The following is a 24,823-nucleotide window of genomic DNA, read 5'->3' as shown; positions in this document are numbered from 1 at the left end:
AAAAGGGATTTTTATTCAGATTCTCAGAAACGCTTCATCACACGGGCAACTTCTCTTTTTGCTTCCTGTTCTTTTTCTGTTTGTCTTTTATCAAACATTTTCTTTCCTCTGGCTAAAGCAATTTCAAGTTTTGCAAATCCCTTTTCATTAAAGTAAATACGTGTTGGAATTAATGTTGTACCCTTGGTTTTTAATTTGGTTTGAAGTTTTACCAACTCACGTTTATGCATCAGTAATTTTCTGTCGGACTTAGCAATGTGATTTGCATATCCGCCTTGCTTGTACTCTGCAATGTGAATGTTTTTTACCCACAGTTCATTGTTTTTAAAAACACAATAGGCATCAGTTAAATTTACTTGTGCCTTGCGCAATGATTTTACCTCAGTACCCGTAAGTACGATGCCGGCTTCAAACTTCTGCTCAAAAAAATAGTCGAAAGAAGCTTTTTTATTGACAGTTTCGGGAGCAAAATCTTTTTTAGCCATAACGGTTGCAAAAATAAAATTATACTACCAACATTGGGCATTTCACTTTGTGCCGTACTTTGTCAATTGTTGTTCCAAGTAAAAAATCTTTTAATCCTTTATGACCATGCTGTCCCATTACAATTAAACTTGCATCAAAATCATTTACAATTTCAGGAATAACATTTCCGGGGTTGCCATGCGCAATCTGATACTCGGCAAAATAACCCATGCCTTTCAATGTTTTAATATAATGTTCTAAGTGTTGTTTGTCATGTTCACTTTCCATGTCTTCAATTTCTTTACCGAAGGTTAATGCACCTGCACTTTCCACAGCATGAATCAATAGGTAGTGTGTATTTAGTCCGCCAACACTTAAAGCATTTTCAATGGCTTTTTTATCACTCGAACTAAAATCCAATGCAATGGCAATGCGTTTGTATTTTACGTTTTCCGGAGTTGAAATCTGACTTGGTGTGTCATGAAATACTTTTGACCGAAATGAGGTTTTACCGATTATTGGATAGAAAATTGTCAGAAGCAACAACCATCCAATGCCTGCACATGCAATGCCTAATAATATTTTCCATAACAAAAGTGTGTCGCTGTGAAAGATAACACTCACTTCTTCTGCAACAAGTTTAATGTTTAACCCAACAATGATCAGAGCACACACCCATGACAAAGTTTTAATGACCGGCCCAATGGCAAATTCGCCCATTTTATTTCTGTCACTCACAAAATGAATGAGTGGAATCACTGCAAAGCCCAACTGTAAACTAAGAATCACCTGACTTAAAACAAGCAACTCACCGGTGCTTCTTTCTCCAAAAACATGAATGGTGATGAGTGCAGGCACAATTGCGATAAGGCGTGTAACTAATCTGCGCACCCAAGGTTGAATACGAAGGTTAATATAGCCTTCCATAACAATCTGTCCTGCTAATGTTCCGGTGATGGTAGAACTTTGTCCTGCTGCAATTAATGCTACCGCAAAAAGAATAGGGGCAAGATTGTTTCCCAACATGGGAGCAAGTAATTGATGTGCATCCTGAATTTCTGCAATTTCAAAAAGTCCTGACTTGTGAAACACTGCTGCAGCAAGCACTAAAATGGCTGCATTGACAAAGAATGCCATGTTCAATGCAATTGCACTGTCGGCAATATTAAAGCGGATTGCACGCCAGATAGATTTGCTACTTTTTTCAATTTTTCGTGTCTGCACCAATGATGAATGCAGATAAAGATTGTGAGGCATAACAGTGGCACCTATTATTCCAATAGCAATATACAGTGCCTCATTACTCAATGCAGAAGGTATAAGCCCTGAGGCAACTTCTGCCATGTTGGGTTTGGCAAAAAATATCTCAGCTAAAAATGAAAAGCCGATTATTGCAACTAAAGAAATAATAAAAGCCTCCATTTTTCTGATACCTAAATTGATGAGAAACAAAAGCAAAAAAGTGTCCAATACAGTTATTATTACACCTGTGGCAAGAGAAATTCCAAAAAGCAATTGCAGTCCAATGGCCATACCTAATACTTCTGCAAGATCGCAGGCTGCAATGGCAATTTCTGCAAGTACATACAGGCATATATTTACAAAATGCGGATAGGTTTCTCTCGATGCCTGTGCAAGGTCGCGGTTACGAACAATTCCTAAACGGGCACTCAGGCTTTGAAGCAGCAATGCAATAAGATTACTCATTAGCAACACCCAAAGCAGCTGATAGCCAAACTTACTTCCGCCTGCAATGTCTGTTGCCCAGTTGCCGGGGTCCATATAGCCAACGCTGACCAAATATGCCGGACCGAAGAAGGCAAAAATCTTTTTAAACATTGAGCGCTTTCCGGAAGTGTCAACCGATGCATTAACCTCCTGCAGCGAGGGCTGAAATTCTTTTTGCTTCTTCATTTTACTCTGATAATCCACAAATTCTCTGCAACATCACGACTGATCTGCAATACTTTTTTATTGTTAACTTTTACTTCTAAAGAATTGTCGAACTGATTAATGTCTTTTATGAGTAATCTTGCTCCCGGGGTCAGCCGATGCTTAGATAAAAATTTCAATAAGGCAGGGTTCTGATCTTCCACAGAACGTATTTCAACAATACTGTTTTGCCCGGCTTCAGAAAGGCGAACGGTTTTTAATTTTTCTATTTCACCTTTGCGATTCGGAATAGGGTCACCATGCGGGTCAGTTTTTGGGTTGCCTAAAAAATGTTCTAACCGGTTGCTTAATTCATCGCTGGTGGCATGTTCTAACTCTTCGGCCATTTCATGCACTTCATCCCAGCTGAAACCTAGTTTTTCTGATAAAAATACCTCCCATAAACGATGCTTTCTGATAATGTTTAATGCCACCTGCTTGCCTTTGTCAGTCAGCCTTGCACCATAATATTTTTCATAGTCAACCAGCTTTTTTTCTGATAGCCTCGATAACATATCGGTAGCTGTGGCAGCTTTAATCTTTATTGCTGCAGCAAGGTCAGAGGTCAACACATTTTGATGATTTCCATCAGAAAGTGTATAAATCTGCTTAATATAGTTCTGCTCGGTAGGTGATAATTGATAATACATGTTTTCAAAATTTAGACAAATGTAAGAATAAAAATTAGATTCGTCTAAAAAAATAATCAAACATAAAGATTACTTAGTTACCCAATTCTGCTGGTTTAGTTTTAGTTTTGCACTATGTATAAACTTTTAATCAAACCTTTTCTGTTTCTATTCTCTCCGGAACAGGCACATCATCTTGTGTTTAAAATGTTGAAAATGGCATTTAAAATTCCGGGTGTTAGTACTATCATAAAATCTTTATATGTTATTGATGGCAAACAGTTACCGGTTGTTTTAGGGAATCTTAAATTTAGTTCACCGGTAGGGCTGGCAGCCGGGTTTGATAAAGATGCTTATCTATTTGATGAATTAGCAGCTTTTGGTTTTGGATTCATTGAAATCGGAACCGTAACACCACGTCAGCAACCGGGTAATCCCAAACCCCGATTATTCAGACTTCCGGCAGATGAGGCTCTGATTAATAGAATGGGATTTAACAATGAAGGTGTTGATGCCGTTGTTGAACGACTTAAAAAACGAAAGACAGGTGTTTTAATTGGTGGAAATATTGGAAAAAACAAACTCACTGCCAATGAAGATGCGCTTGATGACTATCTGATTTGTTTTGAAAAATTGTTTGATGTGGTGGACTATTTTGTGATAAATGTGAGTTCGCCAAACACTCCGGGTCTGCGTGCATTACAGGAAATAGAACCATTGACAAAACTATTGAACGGTATTCAACAAAAGAACAGAAGCTATAGAAATCCAAAACCTGTCTTTTTAAAAATAGCGCCTGACCTTACTTTTGAACAAATAGACGAAATTGCAGTTTTAGTTGAAGAAACTAAACTGAATGGATTGATTATCAGTAATACTACCATAAGTAGGGAGGAATTAAAAACTGATACTGAAACAATTGAAAATATAGGTGCAGGTGGTTTAAGCGGCAAACCTCTGAGAAGCCATTCAACAGAAATAATCCGTTATCTTTCTCAGACAAAAAAGGTAAAATTTGACATCATTGGTGTGGGTGGAATTCATTCTGCATCTGATGCTATTGAAAAAATAGAGGCTGGAGCCAAGTTGGTGCAGCTTTATACGGGTTTTATTTATGAGGGACCAGGATTGGTTAAAAAAATCAATCATGCTATGATAAAAAGATGAAAAACTAGTTTGTTGAATACTTGCTGTCATTGCTGTGGAAGTACTTTAATTACTTTTTTATATTTGAAACGTCATTAAAACCAATGAATCACATTGCCGGAAAAATTGAAAATAATAGAATGTCCTCGTGATGCCATGCAGGGAATGCATGATTTTGTTCCCACGGACTTAAAAATTGAGTACATCAACAAGTTGCTTGAAGTGGGTTTCGATACCATTGACTTTGGCAGTTTTGTTTCGCCTAAAGCCATTCCACAAATGCGCGATACGGCAGAAGTATTGGCAGGACTTAACAAAAGCTCAACTAAACTTCTAGCTATTATTGCTAATGTACGTGGTGCTGAAGATGCTGTAAAGCATCAGGCAATAACCTATCTGGGTTATCCGTTTTCTATTTCCGAAACATTTCAGAAAAGAAACACAAATGCCACAATTCAGGAATCTTTGGTAAATTTAAACACCATTCAACAGTTGACACACAATTCCGGTAAAAAGCTGGTCGTTTACATTTCCATGGGTTTCGGTAATCCTTATGGTGATGAATGGAATGTTGATTATGCAGCACGTTGGATTGATAAAATTCAGGCCATGGGTATCGAAACAATTTCTCTGGCCGATACGGTTGGTGTGGCTAAAGAAGCAGACATTTCATATCTGTTTAATGAGGTTATCAGAAAATTCCCTAAGGTAGAATTTGGAGCCCATTTGCATACCACCCCCGGTAACTGGCTTAGCAAGCTGGCAGCGGCTTATGATGCCGGATGCAGGCGATTTGATACGGCAATTCGGGGCTTTGGCGGCTGCCCAATGGCAACTGACAAATTAACCGGAAACCTTGCAACCGAAAATGCAGTACAATACCTTTTAGGAAAAAATAAAAATTTAACAATAGATATACAAAAACTGAATGATTGCATCTTATTCTCAAACCGCATCTTCAATGAACATTAAAAAAACAATTTCATTCACTAAAAAAATTTTTACGCTTTTAGTAATACTCGGCTTAGCATCTTCAACCCTCGTTCATGCACAAAAAGGCAGCCTCGAGCTTTTAGGTAACGTTAAACAAAGCGGTAAAGGCCTTGAAGGAGCAGAAATCAGTATAATGAAAGGTAATGAACAAGTGGACAACATTCTCTCCGGCAATGGGGGTAAGTTTATCATAAACCTTGACCTTGATGCGGTTTTTACACTTGTATTTTCAAAAGCAGGTTGTGTTACTAAGTCAATTGTATTTGATACCCGCGTACCGGAGCCGGTAAAAAATCAGTTATTATCGAATAGAAAATTCGGCATAGAATTATTTAAAGTGCCTGATGGCGTTGAGCAGCCTAAGGAATTGTCAAAGCCCGTTGCCAAATGGAGTTGGAATGATGCTTATGACGATTTTGATTATGATTTAGAGTACAGCAATGCCCGTAAGCAAGAAAACGAAGTGGTTAAAAAACAGTTGGAAGAGCAGGCCATAGTTCAGGAAAAGCAGAAAAAGGATTCGTTGGCAAAAGCACGTTTAGATTCCATCAATCAGGCAAAAGCTGATGAGCAGGCACGCCTTGCAGAGCTTGCAGCAAAGAAGGCAGAAGAAGCCAAACAGAAAAAAATAGAAGAGGAAAGATTGGCAGCTTTAAGTGCTGCAAAAAAGCATGAGGAAGACAGTTTACGTGCAGCACAACTTAAAGCCGATGCAATAGAACGGGCTCGACTTGCTGCACTGGAAAAAGCACGTCAGGATAGTATTGCAAAGGCAAATGCACTTGCCGATCAGTTGGCGCGTGAGCAGGCAGCGGAACAAAAGCGTTTGGCAGCATTAGAAAAGGCCAGACAAGACAGTATTGCTAAGGCTGATGCAGCAGCAAAAGAGCAGCTTGCAGCATTAGAGAAAGCACGACAAGATAGCATTGCTAAAGCAGATGCAGCAGCAAAAGCGGCAGAAGCAGCACGATTGGCTGCATTGGAAAAAGAGAAAAAAGATTCATTGGCCAAAGCCAAGGCTGAAGAAGAGCGGTTGGCAAAAGAACAAGCCAAGGAGCAAGCCCGTTTAGCAGCATTAGAGAAAGCACGACAGGATAGCATTGCCAAAGCAGATGCAGCAGCAAAGGCAGCAGAAGAAGCACGTCTTGCAGCATTAGAAAAGGAACGTAAAGACTCTCTTGCCAAGGCTAAAGCAGAAGAAGAGCGGTTGGCTCGTGAGCAAGCAAAAGAGCAAGCCCGTTTGGCAGCCTTGGAAAAAGCAAAACAAGACAGCATTGCTAAGGTTGATGCAGCAGCAAAGGCGGCAGAAGCAGCCCGTTTAGCAGCATTGGAAAAAGCCCGTCAGGATAGCATTGCTAAAGCAGATGCGGCAGCAAAAGCAGCAGAAGCTACACGATTGGCAGCATTAGAAAAAGCAAGACAAGACAGCATTGCCAAAGCAGATGCGGCAGCAAAAGTTGCAGAAGCAGCACGGTTGGCTGCGTTAGAGAAAGCAAGAAAAGACAGTGTAGCCAAAGCAGAAGCTGAGGCCAAAGAGCAAGAAAAGTTGAGGTTAGCAGCCTTGGAAAAGGCCCGTCAGGATTCTATTGCACAAGCAAAAATATTAGCAGAGAAAAAAGCAAAAGAAGAAGCAGCAGAACGTGCCCGACTTGCAGCGTTAGAAAAAGAAAGACAGGACAGCCTAGCTAAAGCACAGGCCTTAGCAGCTGCTGAAGCAAAACGTAAAGCACAAGAAGAAGCAGAAGCACAACGACTGCGTGACATCGAAGCTCAAAAGCAGGCTCTGGCAAAAAATAATGAGCAAAATGATAAGAAACAAAATACTGCTACGCTACCGGTTTTTGTTGATAAAGATTATGCCGAAGGGCTTACCGAGGAAACGCTCGATGAATCCAACCGGAAAATTTACCGCACCATCATTAAAAAATCTAATACAACTGATGTGTTTTCAAAAGTGGTTTATAACTGGGGTGGAGTATATTTCTTTAAAAATACTACCAGCATGTCTGAGTCTAACTACAACAATGAATTGAGAAGGTATAAAGAACAGTTAGGAAAATAGGAGTTTGTTAGCATAGTTTTAATTTATTTAGCATAATTTAATACGTTAAATTAAAACTAATTATCAGCCATTCTTAATAACTCATTTACTGTTTTCCAGTTTCTGGTTGTAGCCGTGACTTTAAATTTGTTTTCAAAAAAACTATTTGTCAGTTTAGTTTTTCCATACCCATCTGGACAGTACAAGTAAATACATCTTTCGTCTAAAAAATAGCGCTCGTTTTTTAGACTGATATCATTAGTTTCTGTCGAATTAATGTTGTCTGGTTGTTTTTTAAGAAAGGTAACATGAAAAAATGCTTCATTTAATTTCTTGTCTTTAGTATAAGGATTGGCTGCAATACAGTTTGCTAATTCAGACTTCGACAATGTGATAACCGGTACTTCAAAACCAAATTTTTGTTGGATGGCCTTTTCTAATTTTTTACTTAGAGCATCACAGTTATTTTGTGCCGATTGAAAAACAATGTTGCCACTTTGTATGTAGGTTTTTACTTGTTGCATTTTTAATGTTGAACAAAGTTCTTTTAATGCATCCATTTTAATCAGTCTATGTCCACTGACATTTATTCCTCTGAGAATAGAAATATAAGGAGTCATATTAAAACAGAAATACTAATTACTTTTAGTCACGCTAAATTTTTCAACGGTGTTTTTTATCGGTGGCAGACTTTGAAGATAAATGAACAAAGCTGCAAGATCAGTATGATTCATACCTGCATACATTGTCCAAGGCATTGTTGTTTGAAAAGTGCCCGGAGTAACTTTTACATTGGTATAAACGCTGTCAGAATACATTTTAAATCGGTCAACAAACTGTTGACTTGTCCAAGTTCCAATACCAGTTTCTTTATCAGGAGTAATGTTTGCAGAACGAACAACAGTGTTTCCGGGGAGCATAAATTCAAATCCACCGGCATAAGGCTGACCAACAATTTTACCCTTTATCTGTTTGGTGTGACATTCCATACAGCCAGAAGCTGTGGCAATATATTTTCCATAACTTAATTGGTCGCTCTGAGGAGGAATTTTTGTAAATGATGGTTTCTTAGGAATAGTATTGATAATAAAATTCATTGGAAAATCGGATGATGATATTTCTGTCTTGTTTTCAATTGGTTTTAAGGTGCGGATATAAGCAATTATAGCTTCAATATCATTTTTGTCCAATTGTCCATAAAGAAGATGTGGCATAATAGGGAAGAGGGCACGACCATCTTTGGAAACACCGGATGTAACGGCACGGAAAATTTCACCATCTGTCCAATCATGCAAATGAAATGGCGTAATGTTGGGTGCAACATACTTACCCGGAAATCCAAAGTGTTGATCGAATGTTTCACCACCTTTGCCTTCAGTGCCTGCAACCATAGGTCCTGCAAAATAACTCCAGTCGCGGGTCGAATGACAGTCAATACATAAAGTTACATGATGTGCTAAATAACTCCCACGTTGAATTTTTTCAGCAGTTGCTTCAATTTTAATATCTGGAGGTGGACCAACATCAGGTAGTGCCAATTTTACATACGTTAAAAATCCAAACACTACGAGTAATAATATCCCTAATGAATAGACAATGACTTTAATAAACTTATTCATCTTAATTAATTTAGTGATTACTTTTTGAATCAAACAAAAGCAGGGTTGCAAGCATTGATTCAGCTACAAACTTAAATAGGAAATCTATTTAATTGATAACTAAAGTGATTTATTTTTTGAAAAAATAAGCCTTATTTTAATGAAATCTTCTTCTTTTTGTCCATTTATAGATTTCCATCCACAATACAGATGTTGCAGCCACAAACAGTGTTATGATTATTTCTTTAAGATTAAGCCCTGTAAGTTTGAAAAAGTCTGCTAAAGCCGGTACATATAGAATCAGTAATAGAATAAATAATGTTGAACCAATGACAAATGGGAATAAGATGTTCTTATGCTTGAAACAAGTTATAATACTGTAATAAAAAGATCGGTTTACCAAACTTAAAAAAACATTGGCAAATATTAAGGTTGTAAATACTAATGCTCTTGTTTTTTCTTCATTGCCACCAAACCAAACACTCCATTGATAAACAAATAATACACCTAAGGTTATCGCTAATCCCTGAATAATACTTGTTGTCAGTTCTCTCCAGTTTAAAAAAGTTTCAGTCATGACTCTTGGTTTTTGCTTCATGATATTCTTTTCAAGAGGTTCGTTTTCGTAAACAATAGAACAGGTTGGGCCCATAACTAATTCTAGAAAAATTACATGTACGGGAGTAAAAATGTGAGAGAAAACCCATCCCAGAAACAATGGTAGCGTGACTGTTAAAATTATTGGGATATGAATGGAGATGATATATTGAATAGCCTTTTTCAGGTTGGAATAAATTCTTCTGCCTGCAGCAATACCTACAATTAATTTATCCAAGTCATCATTAGTGATGACTAATGATGCTGCAGCCTTTGCAATTTCGGTGCCTTTGTTTCCCATGGCAACACCAATATGAGCGGCTTTTAATGCAGGACCGTCATTCACACCATCGCCTAACATGGCCACAATTTCTCCTTTCTTTTTCAAAGCATTTATTACAGCAAGTTTAGACTCAGGATACATACGTGTAAAAAGTGTCTTGTTTTCAACTTCCTCTATCAATTGTTTTTCGTTTAGGTTGACAACATCTTTTCCTTCGATAGCCTCGGTAATATTCAATACGCCTGCTTGTTTGGCAATAGTTTTGGTTGTTGCATTATTATCGCCAGTAATAACTTTTACTTTTATGCCAGCATCGTAAATTTGTTAAAACACAGTTTGAATACCTTGCTTCGGAGGGTCGTAAAAAACTACCAACCCAAGAAAAGTAAAACTTAATTTTTGTTGTATTTCAGGAAATTCATTGCCTTCAAAATGCGAAAGTGCAACTCCTAATACTCTATATCCTTTATTGCCAAAATCATGAATCACATTTAAGATATTCTCTTTTTCGCTTTCAGAAAGTACAGACACATTGATGATGGCCTCCGGAGCACCTTTGGCTGCAATGATTCTTTTCTTGTTTGCATTTTCAAAAATGTGTGTCATCATTGGAGGCTTTCCTTCTAAAGGATATTCATGTATCATTTTGAATTGGGTGCGCTCATCTGTTTTTTGAGTCTGGGCATAAACATGATGTAGCGTTTTTTCCATTGGGTCAAATGGCATTGGCTCGCTGCTCCACATAGCAAAGTCTATGAGTGTTTTCAAGTCACTGTCTGCAAACTCCGACTCGTCATATATTTTGTTGGTTTTTAGGAGATATAGATGTTTAAGATGCATGGAGTTTTCAGTAATAGTTCCTGTCTTATCAGTACAAATTACAGTAGTGCTGCCTAAGGTTTCAACAATATTGCTGCGTTTTATAATTACACCATCGCGCATCAGCTTCCATGCGCCTAAAGCTAAAAAAGTGGTAAATGCTACTGGAATTTCTTCCGGCAGTACAGACATGGCAAGGGTTAATCCACTCAATAAACTTTCAATAAGATTTTTTGTATTCAGGTAACTGATGATACAAACGAGAAGAAAAATAATACTTCCGAAAATAGCCATCGTCATGACAAATTTTTGAATTTGTTTTTGTAATGGTGATGATTCTTCTTTTATTGCAGCAATAGAATTTCCAATTTTTCCTAACCTTGTTTGCCTTCCAATTTGTTCAACTTCAAATACAGCCAGTCCTGAGGCAGCCATAGTTCCGTCATAAACAAGATTGTCCTTGCTTTCACTGTTTTTATACACTGAAAGACTCTCGCCTGTAAGTAAAGATTCGTTTACAGAAAAATCATGACTGTACATGATTTTACCATCTGCATTTATCATTTTCCCTTCTTCTACAATACATAAATCTCCAACTACAAGATCGTGCGTTGGTATTTTAATAACCTGCGAATTTCGGATAGCCGTACTCAGTGGTTCATTTAATTTTTCTAAAGCTTCAAGTGCTTTTTTACTTCTGTTGTCCTGATAAAAAGAAATGGCAGAGACTGCTACTATTGCCAGAAACATAAAGTAGGCTTCACCTCGATCGCCAATAATTAAGTAAATAATAGCAACAGCAAGAAGCAGTATGAGCATAGGCTCCTTCAATAATTCCAGTACCCAATTAAAAATAGTATTGCCTTGCTTTGTGTTTTTCTGGTTTATTCCATACCTTGACCGTGACGATTCAACCTCCTTATCGGTTAATCCTCTTAAATGAGCAGGGATGTTATAATGCATAAGATGCTATAAATTTTATGACCTAAGCAGTTGAGTTTGGGGTCAATTCGATTTTAATTTTATGCAATTATATGTTTAAATAAAGAAGTATAACTTTAGAATGCATCTAAATTTTGAGAAGTACCTAACAACTTTATCGGAAGTTATATATTAACTTACAAATAGCTGGTAAACTTCATGAGCTTTTTTATCTTTGCACGAAAGAGTAAGAATTAAGTTTTAGAGTAAAAACAATTGCAGATATGACAGAAGGTTCGGTTGAATCAACAATAATAAATCAGGTTGCTGAAATTACATTTTTTCACCCTCAGAGTAATTCACTTCCCGGAGCACTATTACGCAAACTTGCAGCCACAATTGAAGAAGCAGGTAACAATGAAGCGGCTAAGGTTATTGTTCTTCGCAGCAAGGGCGAAAAAGCCTTTTGTGCAGGTGCATCATTTGATGAGCTGATAAGTATAAACAGTGAAGCACAAGGCAAAGATTTTTTTTCAGGTTTTGCAAGTGTAATTAATGCTATGCGAAAAGCACCAAAGTTTGTACTTGCAAGAGTACAAGGTAAGGCTGTTGGTGGTGGTGTAGGTTTGGCATGTTCGGCAGACTATACCTTAGCACATGTTTCAGCATCGGTTAAACTTAGCGAGCTTGCAGTGGGAATCGGGCCTTTTGTAGTAGGTCCTGCAGTTGAAAGAAAAATTGGTACAGGTGCATTTACGCAACTTACCGTAAACGCTACAGACTGGCAAAGTGCAGATTGGGCTAAGGAAAAGGGAATGTTTGCCTCTTTGCATGATAACATTGAAGAATTAGACGGTGCTATAAATAAATTGGCACAGCAACTTGCCGCCAGCAACCCTGAGGCAATGAAAATGTTAAAACAGATTTTCTGGAAAGGCACTGAAGGATGGGATACATTGTTGATGGAAAGGGCAGCAATGAGCGGTAAATTAGTTATGTCTGATTTTACACGAAATGCCATTGAGAAATTTAAGGCCAAAGCAAATTAAAATCATCCTTTAGCATTAGAAAAATGATTGCAGAAAAAAAATTGGAATCGCAACCTATATCAACAGAAATTGTTCTCAAAGCATTCAGACTGATGTGTACAGCGCGTGCCATGAGTGATTTGTACGAGGAGAATGCAACATTTACTGCTAAGTATGTGCATGCCTGCTCGCGCGGACATGAGGCAGTGCAGATAGCATTAGGCCTTCAGCTTAAAAGCATAGATTATCTCTCAGCATACTATCGTGACGACAGTATTTTACTTTCAATAGGAATGACTCCCTATGAACTGATGTTGCAGCTTATGGCAAAACGTGATGACCCGTTTTCCGGTGGACGTACTTACTATTCTCATCCTTCGTTAAAGCGTGATGATATGCCAAAGATTCCACATCAAAGCAGTGCTACAGGAATGCAGGCTATACCTACCACAGGGATTGCACTTGGTATGCGTTATCTCGAAAACCAAAAACTTACTGGATATGCCGAAGGCGAATATCCTGTTACAGTTTGTTCTCTTGGCGATGCCTGCGTAACGGAAGGTGAAGTTTCTGAAGCCTTTCAGATGGCAGTGCTTAAAAAGCTTCCAATACTTTATTTTGTTCAGGACAATGAGTGGGATATTTCTGCTCATGCTTCAGAGATTCGTACCATGAATGCTTTTGAATATGCAGAAGGATTTAAAGGATTGGAAACACGCAGTATTGATGGCACCGATTTTTTTCAGTCATACAATACTATCAAAGAAGTTCTAGATATTATACGTGCAGAACGCAGACCATTTTTGATTCATGCCAAAGTACCATTACTTGGACATCATACTTCAGGTGTTAGAAGAGAATGGTATAGACATGATTTGGAGGAAGCAAAGAAAAAAGATCCGTTACCAAAGTTTATACAACAACTTGAAGAAGCAGGATTTACCTCTGACGAGTTGGATACAATAAAGAATGAAACACGAAGCCTTGTTGAAGACGACTTTATAAAGGCCAAGGCAGCTGATGATCCACTGCCCGAAGATTTGTTCAAACATGATTATGCTCCCACAACGATAACAACAGAAAAGGGAATTCGTGAGCCTGCCGGTAAAGAGCCTACCGTTATGGTTGATTGTGCATTATTTGCCGTTAAAGAATTATTGCAGAAGCACCCTGAATGTCTTTTTTATGGGCAGGATGTGGGTGCTCGTTTGGGCGGAGTTTTCAGAGAGGCTGCTACGCTGGCCAAAACTTTTGGTGATGAACGTGTTTTCAATACACCTATTCAGGAGGCATTTATTGTCGGGTCAACGGTTGGGATGAGTGCTATTGGATGTAAACCAATTGTTGAAGTACAGTTTGCAGATTATATTTGGCCCGGCTTGAATCAGCTATTTACAGAGGTGAGCCGTTCCTGTTATTTAAGCAATGGCAAATGGCCTGTATCCTGCATTATCAGAGTGCCAATAGGCGCTTATGGCAGCGGTGGGCCGTATCATTCTTCAAGTGTTGAAACAGTAGTGTTAAACATCAGAGGTGTTAAAGTAGCATATCCATCAACCGGTGCCGACCTGAAAGGATTGATGAAAGCAGCATATTATGACCCAAACCCTGTGGTAATATTTGAACATAAGGGACTTTACTGGAGTAAGATTAAAGGCACAGAAGATGCACGCACTATTGAACCCGATGAAGAATATGTTATCCCATTTGGAAAAGCACGTTTTGTGCAAAAGGCAGAAGCCTTGCAGGATGTAAATACACTGACAGTAATTACTTACGGTATGGGCGTTTATTGGGCAAAGGCAGCGGCACAGGATTTTAAAGGAAGAATTGAAATTATTGACTTGCGCACACTCAACCCATTAGATGAAAATACAATATTTGACTCGGTAAGAAAGCATCATCGGTGTTTGGTGCTTACAGAAGAGCCTTTAAAAAACTCTTTTGCCGAAGCACTTTCAGGTCGCATACAACAGCAATGTTTCACTGCATTAGATGCCCCTGTTGTTGCTATGGGCTCGGAGAATATGCCTGCAATTCCATTGAATTCAACTTTGGAGTTTACTATGATACCCAATGCACAGAAAGTTTCTGAACAGATGAATTACCTTTTAAATTATTAGAATAATGCATTATCGTTTTTCAGTATCCAATGCAGTTTCACACTTTGTTGATGTTGAACTAACCATGCCTGTTAATGATAATGAAACTTTATTAAAACTTCCTGTATGGCGACCCGGCAGGTACGAAGAAGGAAACTTTGCAAAAAATATACGCAACTTTAGTGTTCAGGATAAGAGTGGGAAGGAAGTGAAATGGAAAAAAGTTTCAAAGAGTGTATGGCAGCTGCAAACAAAAAAAAATGATATTATAAAAGTCAACTATCAGTACTATTGCAATCAGCTTGATGCAGGTGCCTGTTTTGTCAATGACAGGCAGATTTATATCAATCCTGTACATTGTTGTTTTTATACCGATGCCAACAGGGGCAATGCCTGCACCGTTGAGATAGTAAGCAACTTCAAAAAAGTAGCAACATCGCTCACACAATTAGAAAGAAATATTTTTTCGGCTAAGAATTTCGATGAATTGGTTGACAGCCCTTTTATCGCTTCAGATGAGTTGATGCATTATGGTTATACTGTATCTGATTGCAGTTTTCATATATGGATTCAGGGTGATTTTAAACCTGATGTTGAACGACTGATTGAAGATTTTAAATCTTTTACACAGATACAATTGAATATGATGCAATCAATTCCTGTAAAAGATTATCACTTTTTAATTGAGGTTGTGCCACATGCTTTTTATCATGGTGTTGAACATTTGGCATCTACAGTTTTAGTGATTGGGCCTTCGGCAAAACTTAATGACAAAGAATTGTATAATGAGTTACTGGGTGTTGCTTCGCATGAATTGTTTCATGTATGGAATATTAAAACCATAAGGCCATTGGAAATGCAACCTTATAATTATGACAGCCCAAATTATGCTGAAACCGGATTTGTCTATGAGGGAGCAACAACATATTATGGCGATTTGTTTTTGGCACGCTGTGGCTTTTTCAATGAAGAAGAATACTTTAATGAGTTGAATATCCGCATCAACAAACATCTAAGCAATGAAGGCCGGTATAATTATTCAGTTGCACAGTCATCTTTTGACACCTGGCTTGATGGATATGTACCCGGGATACCCGGTCGCAAAACTTCTATTTATGATGAAGGCTCATTAGTATCGCTTATGCTTGATTTTTTGATTCGTAAATATTCTGATGGAAAAAATTCATTAGATGACATTTTTATTGAATTATATAATGCCTTTGGAAAAAATGAAATTGGCTATACAGCTAACGATTATTTAAAAGTTGCTTCAAAAAAAGCCGAAAAAAGTTTAGAAACTTTCTTTAACGACATAGTTTACAAAGCTTGTAGCTATCAACCTTTACTTGAAGAAGTACTGTTGTTTGCAGGATTGGAATTAGAAGAGATTCCTTCTAAGAAGAATGCCGAAAGATATTTTGGTTTTAAGACCAACGAAAATGCAGCGCTGCCTGAAGTAATAAGTGTTTCATCCGGTTCACCTGCATTTGAGAGTGGGCTTGCTGTTGGTGATTTGATTATGGGCGTTGATGGTCAGAAGGCGGATAGATTTTATGATATACACATGAGTCAAATTGCAGGGCAGAAAACTAGTTTGCTGATTGCACGGGGTAACAGAATAAAAACTATAGAGATGATGACTTCTTCAAAAAGATATTTTTCGACCTGGAAAGTAAAGCACATAAGTGAAAAAAACGCTGAGCAAGAAAAGTTTTTTAACCAATGGACTAATAACTTTCAGACAAAGCATACACAGAGCAGTTTATAGAAAACGAATTTCCAAAGCCCCTGTGCCATATTTTGCTTGATTAGCCATAAAGACTTTTAGGTCAGCATAGTTTTTAATTTCATTCATTATAGCATTTCGCAATATTCCATTGCCAATACCATGAATGAATATTAGTTGCTTGTAGTTTTTAACTATAGCATTATCCATTTCTTTTCTGAAAGTATTTATTTGCAGCGCAAGCATTTCGCTGTTTGTCATATTTAATGAATCACCGGTTAGATGTTCTATATGTAGATCAATTTCCTTACTGATATCAGAGTCACTTTGCAGCTGTTGCTTTCTGTTTTTTTTAATTTCAGGAGTTTTGACAGGCTGGTTGCTGTCAAATTTTTTTATTAAGTCTTTTATCTGAATGTCATCTGCAACATTCAAATTAATGAGGCTTACTTTTTTTGAAGATGAAAGAAATCCTGATTCTTCATTTTTTGTCTGACTCAACTCAGGTAATTCAACAGCAATATCCTTCGTAAAAGGTCTTTTATAGTCTCCAACGGCAGCAATTAATATTTGAATGTAAAACGATTCTATATTAATTAATTCAGAACGTTTAATTGTAGAAAGGCATACATAACTATTGGGTTTTAGTTCTCCGGTATGTAGAATTGTATGATTATTGTTGCTTCGTTTTCCGAAAATCAGCAATAACAAATTGGGAGTACCATTTACCAATAAATAATCAACACTGCCTGTAAGTACCCTGTCGGCCTTTGAAGGAATGGCATAAAATTCAATAATATTATTATTCAGGTCGAATGGAATTTTTTGTTTTAAAGTACTTGGTTCAGATGATGCTTCCTGAACATCAGTTTGTATTTGCTGTTTTATAAAGGGAACAGTCACTACCAGCTGTGTTTGTAAAGTTTCCATAGTAAATCCGTCTTCCAATTCAATCAATACTCTTCCATTTTGTAATACTTCAAGAATAACACCGTTCAGTTTTTCGTCTTTAAAGCTGACTTTATCGCCCTTTTTCATGATTGAAAAAATTAAAAAAGCACATCAAATGATGTGCTTTCAAGTTTAAAAATAATACTACTAATTTTCTTCGAAATTCTCATCACTCCCCATTTCAACATCGTTAAACTCTTCATTGTCTTCGTCAGTGGTTTCTTCTCCTTCTTCGCCTTCAAGTGTTGCAGTGTCATCTTCGTCATAGTCATTTTCTCCTCCAAATTCTTCTGCAACTGAATTGCTTTCTTCACTTACTTCTGTGTCAATAATCTCATCATCTTCAAGTACAGGAGCAACCTTCACCTTAAACTGACTTGGTGCATCACCGGATACTTTTCTTATATGCGGATAAGTAAGTTTTACATCAGCAGTTGCCATGATTTTTATCAATTCAATATGGAACGCCCAAACGCTTTCGCAGTCAATTAAAAAATAAATTTTCTGATGGGGGTCGGTAATGTAGCTTTTTAGAAATGCTTTTTCAGTTTTTGCAACTGTTTTTCCATCACGATTGGTCTTATCAATATTGGCAATTTCTACACCTTTTTTCCAACTGTCATTACTCATAAAAAATGATGCAGTTCCACGGTTCTCAAATTTAATTGATGATAGAATAGCTTGATGAAAATCGCCAAAGGTTTGCTCTGAGGTAACTTCTATTTCACGATAAATATCTTCGAAATCTTCGAATGATACTTTAAAACGATATACAGCCATGTATAAAATGATTGATTTATTGTTGCAAAATTAGTTTTTTGCTGCAGATTTAGAAAAATTTATTCGCCAACCTGAAGAAAATATTTTAACAAAGTTAACAACGGGATGTGATAAATTTATTTGTTAAAATCAATGATTGTATTCAAAAAAATATTTAATTTTGATTAAATAAATTTAGTCATGCAAAAAAAAATAATTATTACCACGTTTCTGATAGCATTTTTTGCTATGCATGGATATGCAGAATGGATTAAAATCACCTCTGATGTTCCTTCAAAATCTGCTGTTGTTGTCAGCGGCACTCCTGATAATACCGTCATGGAAATTGCATTATCCGGATTCGAAAAACATAGAGTAAAATCACTGGTAGGGGAGTACTACACCATTTCAAGCCCCGAAATGACTCCGAGAATGGAAGAAGGAACCCCTGACCTGCCTAAATTCGCCTTGTCGTTGATTATTCCTGATAATGAAAATATGAGTTTGAGTATTGAACCGGTTGAAGAACTTACTTTTCAGAATATTCAAATTGCACCATCAAAGGGAAATTTGTACAGAGATATTAAACCATCTGATGTGCCATATCGTTTTGGTGATATTTACAGTCAAGATGTATTTTTTCCTTCTAACAAAGGTTTTTTGCGTAGTCCGTTTATACTTCGCGATTTTCGTGGACAAACGGTTGTCATAAATCCATTCAGCTATAATGCAGTGACACAAACATTAAAAGTCATTTCAAAAATTAAAGTTACCATGCAGCAAAAATCAGGTGAAAGTTTGAATTTGCTGAATAGAACCTCATCGCTTCAGAAAGTTGATCGTGATTTTGCAAATATCTATCAGAATATTTTTCGCAATGCAGGCTCATACATCAATTATTTACCTCTGAGTGAAGATGGCGAAATGCTGATTATTTCTGATGCATCATTTATGCAGGCAATGCAGCCTTTTATTGACTGGAAAATTAAAAAAGGATTGCCTGTGGCAATGGTTGATGTAGCCACTGCAGGAGGTACAGCACAACAGATAAAAACCTTCATTCAGAATTATTATAGTACACATAACCTGAAATATGTTTTATTGATAGGCGATGCGCAGCAGATTCCTACTCCAGTTTTATCAGGTGGTGCATCAGACCCATCTTATGGATATCTTTTGGGAAACGACTCTTATGCAGAAGTCTTTGTTGGACGATTTAGTGCGCAGACAGTGGCAGATGTTACAACACAGGTTCAACGATCAGTTGAATACGAAATGCTTCCAACGCCTGGTGTAACTTGGTATTCAAAAGGAATATGTATTGGCTCTGATCAAGGACCGGGTGATGATAATGAAATGGACTTTCAACATCAGCAGGTAATACGTGGAAAAGAACTGGCTTTTACATATAATGCTGTTTCAGAGTTGTATGATGGCTCTCAGGGTGGAAACGATATGTCTGGTAATCCTACTGCTTCTATGTTATCATCAGAAATAAATAACGGTGCTTCAATAATTACTTATACAGGTCATGGAAGTTCGGCATCATTAGGTACCACAGGTTTTTCAAATGCTAATGCAACAGGATTAACAAACATCGGTATGCTGCCATTTATCTGGAGTGTGGCATGTGTTAATGGTGAGTTTGCTAATGCTACTTGTCTTGCAGAGGCATTTTTGCGTGCACAGTATAATGGACAGCCTACCGGAGCAGTAGCCACATTTATGTCGAGCATCAACCAATCGTGGAATCCGCCTATGGATGCACAGGATGAAATGGTTGACTTGTTAGTTGGCACTAATGCCTCCAACATTAAAAGAACTTTTGCTGGACTGAGTATGAATGGCTGCATGCACATGAACGATCAGTATGGTGCTGCAGGAGATGAAATGACAAATACATGGCATTGTTTTGGAGACCCTTCTTTGAATGTTCGTACAGCAACACCTTATTCTATTACGGCAAGTCATAGTCCTGTATTGTTTCCTGGTGCTTCTCAATTGGCCGTTACGTGTAATACAGACAGTGCGCTTGCTTGTTTAAGTGGTAATGGACAGATTCTTTCAACAGGAATGGTGATAGGAGGGAATGTGATTCTAAATTTCAACACCATTAATACACTCGACACTTTGTATTTAACCATCACAGCATTTAACGGCATTCCATACATGGTAGCAATTCCTGTTGTTGCAACTACAGGACCTTTTGTTTCGCTGACAAGTAATGTTATTAATGATGCTGCAGGTAATGCAAATCAACTTGCAGATTATAATGAGGTTGTAGATGTTGATATTATTCTAGAAAACTTTGGACAGGGCAATGCCGTTGGGGTTGGATTTGCAGTAACCTCTACTTGTCCTTATGTTACGATAAACAGCAGCAGTTTGAATCAAGTGAATATTCCGAGTGGAAACACTGCCGGCATTTTAAATGCATTTAATTATACAGTAGCAGCTTTTGTCCCCGATAACACACCTGCAGTTTTTGATATTGTAATAACAGATTCGACAGGTACAGTGTGGAATACTTCCATCACACATTTGCTGAAGGCTCCAGTGTTGCAAGTTTATTCTATTACAGTGTCTGACCCTACTGGAAATAATAATGGTGTTCTTGAGCCCGGAGAAACTGCTGATATAACCATAAAAACAAATAACAAGGGACACAGTGCAACTACTGCTTCAACAGCTACGATGGCAACAAACAGTCCTTATCTTACTATCAACAATACTTCCTATAATACCGGTGTTGTGCAGGCATTATCTGATGTTGATGCTACCTTTAATGTTTCGCTTGCATCAAACATTCAGATTGGTTCAACATTCGATTTGCAATTTAATATTGATGCCAATCCATATTCCGACAACAAGACCTTTAACATGGTTGCTGGAGAGATATTAGAGAATTTCGAATACGGAAATTTCACTACATACCCCTGGCTTAATAATGGAAGTCATCCCTGGACTATTACCAACAGTGGAACTTATCAAGGAGCATATTCCGCACGTACTGCAATAATTGCTGATGGTGATACTTCTGATTTGGCAATAACAGTAAATGTTTTTAATAACGATTCTATATCGTTTTATATGCTCATATCAAGTGAATCAGGATGGGATTTCCTGAATTTTTACATTGATGGGGCATTGATTGATTCTTATTCCGGTGTATATGGATGGGCTTATAAATCATATCCAATAACTATAGGACAGCATACACTTACATGGGCATATATGAAGGATGAAGTATGTTGCACAGGCGGACAAGATTTGGCGATGCTGGATAATATTCAGTTCCCACCATCAACAATGGTGACTTCAATGAAAGATTTTAATTCAGGTAACAACGTCTCTGTTTATCCAAACCCTGCTCAGGATGAGTTAACAATAGTAACAAAAGATTTTAAAAATGCTGAAGTGAAATTATTCGCAACTGATGGTAAACTGATTTATTCAGCATCTAATGTCATTTCTGATGTATATACGTTGCCTCTAAATGATATTTCACAAGGCTTGTATTATCTACAAGTAAGAGCAGCCAATAAACTTTACAACACAAAGATTATTAAACGGTAAAAGAAAACTCCCGTTTTGCAAAACACCGGAATCATTTTTTTGATTTCGGTGTTTTTTTATGAGTAATAAGAAATGATGAGGCGAATTGAATACAATGAAGAGAAATAGATTGTTTAATAAATCTGAATCCTACATTCTGAATTATTTTAAGAAATGCAGAGGTGCTATTCTACTAAAATAGCATTAACAGCCTTTATCAAATGGTCAATGACATATTGTTGTTGTTCGTCAGTGAGATTGTAAAACAATGGCAATGAAATTTCTCTTATGTAGTTGTCTTTTGCTTTTGGAAAGTTCTCTATGCTGTAACCCATTTTTTGGTAAAAAGAAAAAACAGGAACCGGAATAAAGTGCACATTCACTGCAATATCGGCATCAAACATTTTTTGCATAATGGCATCACGTTGTTGCTCTGTACAGTTTTTTATTCGGATTGGATAGAGGTGATAAGAACTTTCGCGCCAGCTTGATTTAAATTCTGGCAGCTGTGCCCAGGCATACTTCGCAAATGCATCATTGTATTTTGTAACAATTTGTTTCCTTCGCTCTAATGTGTCTTTATAACGTTCAAGTTCTACAAGGCCTATAGATGCCATGATGTCTGTCATATTACACTTAAAACCGGCTTCAATAATATCGTAGCGCCAATTACCCTTTTGCATTTTTGCCAGAGCATCTTTGTTCTGTCCATGCAGCGTGTAAATACACAAATAGTCATAAACGCTTTGATTGTCGAAAGATTTTGGCAAGTTTAATGCAATGGCACCACCTTCGGCAGTGGTGAGGTTTTTTACAGCATGAAAAGAAAAGACTGTTACATCTGTGAGTGCTCCGGTTTTTATGTTGTTTGATGAAGCACCAAATGAATGTGCTGCATCAGATAAAATCAAAATACGTCCTAATTGCTGCTGCACTTCATTTGCAGGTACAAATTTATTCTTGATATTCTCTGATTGAACAATACTGTTGATTTTTTGAAAATCGCAAGGCAAACCACCAAAATCAACAGGCATAATCACTTTTGTATTTTTGTTGATGGCTTTTTCTAATTCAGCGGGTAAAATATTAAAATCATCTCCCACATCAACAAAGACAGGTTTTGCATTGCAGTGTATAACTACATTGGCAGTGGCAGAGTAAGTATAAGCAGGTAAAATCACCTCATCTCCTTCTTTGACACCAAACCAGCGAAGCATTATTTCAAGACCTGCTGTGGCAGAATTTAAGGCAAGCATATTAGGTACATTACAGTAAGCCGCAAGAAGTTTTTCAAACTTCTTAGTCTTAGGTCCTGTAGTTATCCAGCCAGAAAGGAGTGTGTCTGCTACTTCATCAATAACACGCTGATCCATGCGAGGTGGTGCAAATGGTACTTTCATAAATTGAAATTAGGCTGTAAAACTACGTATTGTTTTGTTCGTGAACGCACTTTTAGTTTCAGTAACGTTTTTTGTGCTGAAAATGGCATAAAACAAACAAAATAAAATAATACCTGCCTGTCTTTCTAAGATTGATTCTGTGAGCATATTCAATAAAAAAATACATTGAAATGCTATAAATAAATAATGCCTATTCCTGATGGCATAGTAGAGTGGAATCAGCATCATAAGCATTAATAAAGAAATCCCTGTCAGTCCAAAAGCAACTCCCGTTTGGAGATATTGATTATGCGGATTGAAGTGATTCTGATGTGCATAAGTGAATTTATTTTTCAGGTAGATAGAATCCAAACTTGACTTAACATCGCCTGTACCAACACCAAAAAGCGGATTGCGTTGAATGACCTCATAAGCATTTATCCAAAGAGGAATTCTTAGGGTCGTACTATTATATTCCGTTTTTGAAAAGTCAACGTAGTTTGTGTTTTCGCTTAAAAAAATTTCTACTTGCTCAAAACGGTTAATCTTTTTGAATACAAAATAATCTATTGTCAGTACAGAGGCTGCAAACAATGCTGCAAGAATGAAATAGCGTATGTAATTGGGTGACGAAATTATTCTCACAACGGTATAAAATAAAATTGTTGCGTACGATACCACGGTAGCAAGTCTGCTCGAAAGCAAGGTGATATTGACTAAGAAAAATAAAACCATCAATGCCCAGTATGCTTTTTTTAATGTCTTAGTTTGTGAAGAAGTGTCAAAAAGTATTTCTAAAATAAATAATATGGCAAGATTTAAATAAATTGTAAGGTACTGCACATGCATTCCCTTTGAAAGAGCAACATAATAAAAGGAACTCATGTTGCCATGCTGCAGATATTGATTAAATGAAATCAATAGATTATATAAGCAAATTATGCCACAACCGGCTATAAAAAATAATTTATAAGTCTTAATCATCTCACGCGAAATAGCATTAGAAGAAAAAAACAGAGGGAAAATAAGGAAAGAGCTTTTTGCTGTTATTTCAATCCATCCTGCATATTGCGATTGTGTGTAAAGCATACCTATGCAATGTAGCAGAAAATAGGAGAGAGGCAACCACAACAAAGGATTCTGAATTTTAATTTGATATTTACCGGTTAGCCATTGCAGAACGAAAGACATTAGCAAAAGTCCAAGTGCATAATTTATCCATGGCTGGTCAAATGGCAGTAAAAACCCTGTTAGCCAGAATAAGTAATTAAAGATTAATGCTTGTTTGTCCTGAACCATTTTACAGAATGCAAATCAAACAAAATTTCCGGTTGGACAGGTTGGATTCTATTCGCCAAGATAAATTTTTTATGAGGTTTGCAAAATAGTTCATTGTATGTCTATCATAATTTGAATAAAATACTATATTTGACAAAAAAATAAATAAAATGAAAAAACTATTAATCATCAGTTTATTCTTAATAGGTTTTGTATCTATTACCTATGCACAAAAAGTTAATGAGAAAGTACAAATAAAGTCAAATAGTGCCTGGTATCCCGGTAAAATATTAAAGATTAATGCTGAAGATCATACCTATTATGTAACTTATGACGGTTGGGATGAAAGTTGGAATGAGTGGGTTACCGCAGATCGGCTAAAAGATTTTTCAAAAGAAGCACCAGCACAACCATTAACAAAGTTTAAAGTTGGTGATAGAGTTGAAGTAGAGTATGGAATGATTCCTGAGCCTGCAACAGTAATTGAGGTAGGAGAAAATAAATACCATATTAAGTATGATAAAACTGTTTTTAAGGATAAATGGGTTACAGAAAGAGAAATAAAGAAACTATAAACAGTGAACAATATTTTGCAAGGGTGATTTTTAAGTAAGTCGCCCT

Annotated in this window: 17 protein-coding genes and 1 pseudogene; 8 read left to right on the top strand and 10 right to left on the bottom strand. The window is 37.1% G+C overall.

Annotated elements, in window-relative coordinates:
• Positions 1 to 23: 23 nt before the first annotated feature.
• From smpB to V9G42_10055, 3 genes are read right to left on the bottom strand one after another with little or no spacing between them, the layout of a single operon-like run.
• The gene (smpB, locus tag V9G42_10065; protein MEI2759757.1) at positions 24 to 485 is read right to left on the bottom strand and encodes an SsrA-binding protein SmpB; all 462 of its coding nucleotides are present in this window, start codon (positions 483 to 485) and stop codon (positions 24 to 26) included.
• Between the two features lie 19 nt (positions 486 to 504).
• Entirely contained in the window at positions 505 to 2,379 is a 1,875-nt protein-coding gene (locus V9G42_10060; GenBank protein MEI2759756.1) for an Nramp family divalent metal transporter, read from the bottom strand.
• On the bottom strand, positions 2,376 to 3,047 hold the full coding sequence (locus tag V9G42_10055) for a metal-dependent transcriptional regulator (GenBank protein MEI2759755.1): 672 nt from the start codon (positions 3,045 to 3,047) through the stop codon (positions 2,376 to 2,378). The genes V9G42_10060 and V9G42_10055 overlap by 4 nt, the downstream gene beginning before the upstream one ends.
• Positions 3,048 to 3,161: 114 nt before the next feature.
• On the opposite strand from V9G42_10055, the gene V9G42_10050 reads away from it, so the two are divergent.
• The 3 genes from V9G42_10050 (at position 3,162) to V9G42_10040 (ending at position 7,227) form a co-directional block, all read left to right on the top strand.
• The gene (locus V9G42_10050; protein MEI2759754.1) at positions 3,162 to 4,193 is read left to right on the top strand and encodes a quinone-dependent dihydroorotate dehydrogenase; all 1,032 of its coding nucleotides are present in this window, start codon (positions 3,162 to 3,164) and stop codon (positions 4,191 to 4,193) included.
• 135 nt (positions 4,194 to 4,328) lie between these two features.
• On the top strand, positions 4,329 to 5,144 hold the full coding sequence (locus V9G42_10045; GenBank protein MEI2759753.1) for a hydroxymethylglutaryl-CoA lyase: 816 nt from the start codon (positions 4,329 to 4,331) through the stop codon (positions 5,142 to 5,144).
• Positions 5,134 to 7,227, top strand: a complete 2,094-nt coding sequence (locus tag V9G42_10040) for a hypothetical protein (GenBank protein MEI2759752.1) — start codon at positions 5,134 to 5,136, stop codon at positions 7,225 to 7,227. The genes V9G42_10045 and V9G42_10040 overlap by 11 nt, the downstream gene beginning before the upstream one ends.
• Before the next feature lie 56 nt (positions 7,228 to 7,283).
• On the opposite strand, the gene V9G42_10035 is transcribed toward V9G42_10040, so the two are convergent.
• The 3 genes and pseudogenes from V9G42_10035 to V9G42_10025 all read right to left on the bottom strand — a co-directional run bounded on the left by V9G42_10035 (position 7,284) and on the right by V9G42_10025 (position 11,466).
• Positions 7,284 to 7,826, bottom strand: a complete 543-nt coding sequence (locus tag V9G42_10035; GenBank protein ID MEI2759751.1) for a DUF1697 domain-containing protein — start codon at positions 7,824 to 7,826, stop codon at positions 7,284 to 7,286.
• Positions 7,827 to 7,841: 15 nt separating this feature from the next.
• The gene (locus V9G42_10030; protein ID MEI2759750.1) at positions 7,842 to 8,825 is read right to left on the bottom strand and encodes a cytochrome c; all 984 of its coding nucleotides are present in this window, start codon (positions 8,823 to 8,825) and stop codon (positions 7,842 to 7,844) included.
• Positions 8,826 to 8,961: 136 nt separating this feature from the next.
• A pseudogene (locus V9G42_10025) lies at positions 8,962 to 11,466 on the bottom strand (cation-translocating P-type ATPase).
• 242 nt (positions 11,467 to 11,708) lie between these two features.
• On the opposite strand from V9G42_10025, the gene V9G42_10020 reads away from it, so the two are divergent.
• The 3 genes from V9G42_10020 to V9G42_10010 are packed head-to-tail and all read left to right on the top strand — an operon-like array spanning position 11,709 to position 16,322.
• A complete protein-coding gene (locus V9G42_10020) occupies positions 11,709 to 12,473 on the top strand; it encodes an enoyl-CoA hydratase/isomerase family protein (GenBank protein MEI2759749.1) in 765 nt (254 codons plus the stop codon).
• Between the two features lie 23 nt (positions 12,474 to 12,496).
• Positions 12,497 to 14,575, top strand: a complete 2,079-nt coding sequence (locus V9G42_10015; GenBank protein ID MEI2759748.1) for a thiamine pyrophosphate-dependent enzyme — start codon at positions 12,497 to 12,499, stop codon at positions 14,573 to 14,575.
• Between the two features lie 4 nt (positions 14,576 to 14,579).
• Entirely contained in the window at positions 14,580 to 16,322 is a 1,743-nt protein-coding gene (locus V9G42_10010) for a M61 family peptidase (GenBank protein MEI2759747.1), read from the top strand.
• On the opposite strand, the gene V9G42_10005 is transcribed toward V9G42_10010, so the two are convergent.
• Both V9G42_10005 and V9G42_10000 read right to left on the bottom strand, forming a co-directional pair.
• The gene (locus V9G42_10005; protein MEI2759746.1) at positions 16,317 to 17,318 is read right to left on the bottom strand and encodes a Smr/MutS family protein; all 1,002 of its coding nucleotides are present in this window, start codon (positions 17,316 to 17,318) and stop codon (positions 16,317 to 16,319) included. The two genes, V9G42_10010 and V9G42_10005, sit on opposite strands and share 6 nt — an antisense overlap.
• Before the next feature lie 60 nt (positions 17,319 to 17,378).
• Positions 17,379 to 18,011, bottom strand: coding sequence for a hypothetical protein (locus V9G42_10000; protein MEI2759745.1), 633 nt, complete (start codon positions 18,009 to 18,011; stop codon positions 17,379 to 17,381).
• A 180-nt stretch (positions 18,012 to 18,191) separates the two neighbouring features.
• On the opposite strand from V9G42_10000, the gene V9G42_09995 reads away from it, so the two are divergent.
• Entirely contained in the window at positions 18,192 to 21,566 is a 3,375-nt protein-coding gene (locus V9G42_09995) for a C25 family cysteine peptidase (GenBank protein ID MEI2759744.1), read from the top strand.
• Between the two features lie 164 nt (positions 21,567 to 21,730).
• Here the strand turns inward: V9G42_09995 and V9G42_09990 are convergent, their stop codons facing one another.
• Both V9G42_09990 and V9G42_09985 read right to left on the bottom strand, forming a co-directional pair.
• Entirely contained in the window at positions 21,731 to 22,945 is a 1,215-nt protein-coding gene (locus tag V9G42_09990) for a DegT/DnrJ/EryC1/StrS family aminotransferase (GenBank protein ID MEI2759743.1), read from the bottom strand.
• A 9-nt stretch (positions 22,946 to 22,954) separates the two neighbouring features.
• Entirely contained in the window at positions 22,955 to 24,223 is a 1,269-nt protein-coding gene (locus V9G42_09985) for an O-antigen ligase family protein (protein ID MEI2759742.1), read from the bottom strand.
• A gap of 149 nt (positions 24,224 to 24,372) precedes the next feature.
• Here V9G42_09985 and V9G42_09980 point away from each other — a divergent pair, with 149 nt between their 5' ends.
• A complete protein-coding gene (locus V9G42_09980; protein MEI2759741.1) occupies positions 24,373 to 24,777 on the top strand; it encodes an agenet domain-containing protein in 405 nt (134 codons plus the stop codon).
• The last annotated feature ends 46 nt before the right edge of the window (positions 24,778 to 24,823 follow it).

The organism is Bacteroidia bacterium (genome assembly GCA_037045145.1).
Lineage (GTDB): Bacteria > Bacteroidota > Bacteroidia > AKYH767-A > OLB10 > OLB10.
The sequence above is the reverse complement of the archived record's forward strand: the minus strand, read 5'-3'. Positions and strand labels throughout refer to the sequence as shown.

Excerpts from the sequence above, each read along its gene's own strand:
- V9G42_10035 (MEI2759751.1), bottom strand. The coding sequence starts at position 7,826 with ATGACTCCTTATATTTCTATTCTCAGAGGAATAAATGTCAGTGGACAT.
- V9G42_10020 (MEI2759749.1), top strand. The coding sequence starts at position 11,709 with ATGACAGAAGGTTCGGTTGAATCAACAATAATAAATCAGGTTGCTGAA.
- V9G42_10040 (MEI2759752.1), top strand. The coding sequence starts at position 5,134 with ATGAACATTAAAAAAACAATTTCATTCACTAAAAAAATTTTTACGCTT.
- smpB (MEI2759757.1), bottom strand. The coding sequence starts at position 485 with ATGGCTAAAAAAGATTTTGCTCCCGAAACTGTCAATAAAAAAGCTTCT.
- V9G42_10000 (MEI2759745.1), bottom strand. The coding sequence starts at position 18,011 with ATGGCTGTATATCGTTTTAAAGTATCATTCGAAGATTTCGAAGATATT.
- V9G42_09990 (MEI2759743.1), bottom strand. The coding sequence starts at position 22,945 with ATGAAAGTACCATTTGCACCACCTCGCATGGATCAGCGTGTTATTGAT.
- V9G42_10060 (MEI2759756.1), bottom strand. The coding sequence starts at position 2,379 with ATGAAGAAGCAAAAAGAATTTCAGCCCTCGCTGCAGGAGGTTAATGCA.
- V9G42_09985 (MEI2759742.1), bottom strand. The coding sequence starts at position 24,223 with ATGGTTCAGGACAAACAAGCATTAATCTTTAATTACTTATTCTGGCTA.
- V9G42_10015 (MEI2759748.1), top strand. The coding sequence starts at position 12,497 with ATGATTGCAGAAAAAAAATTGGAATCGCAACCTATATCAACAGAAATT.
- V9G42_09995 (MEI2759744.1), top strand. The coding sequence starts at position 18,192 with ATGCAAAAAAAAATAATTATTACCACGTTTCTGATAGCATTTTTTGCT.
- V9G42_09980 (MEI2759741.1), top strand. The coding sequence starts at position 24,373 with ATGAAAAAACTATTAATCATCAGTTTATTCTTAATAGGTTTTGTATCT.
- V9G42_10055 (MEI2759755.1), bottom strand. The coding sequence starts at position 3,047 with ATGTATTATCAATTATCACCTACCGAGCAGAACTATATTAAGCAGATT.
- V9G42_10050 (MEI2759754.1), top strand. The coding sequence starts at position 3,162 with ATGTATAAACTTTTAATCAAACCTTTTCTGTTTCTATTCTCTCCGGAA.
- V9G42_10010 (MEI2759747.1), top strand. The coding sequence starts at position 14,580 with ATGCATTATCGTTTTTCAGTATCCAATGCAGTTTCACACTTTGTTGAT.
- V9G42_10045 (MEI2759753.1), top strand. The coding sequence starts at position 4,329 with ATGCAGGGAATGCATGATTTTGTTCCCACGGACTTAAAAATTGAGTAC.
- V9G42_10030 (MEI2759750.1), bottom strand. The coding sequence starts at position 8,825 with ATGAATAAGTTTATTAAAGTCATTGTCTATTCATTAGGGATATTATTA.
- V9G42_10005 (MEI2759746.1), bottom strand. The coding sequence starts at position 17,318 with ATGAAAAAGGGCGATAAAGTCAGCTTTAAAGACGAAAAACTGAACGGT.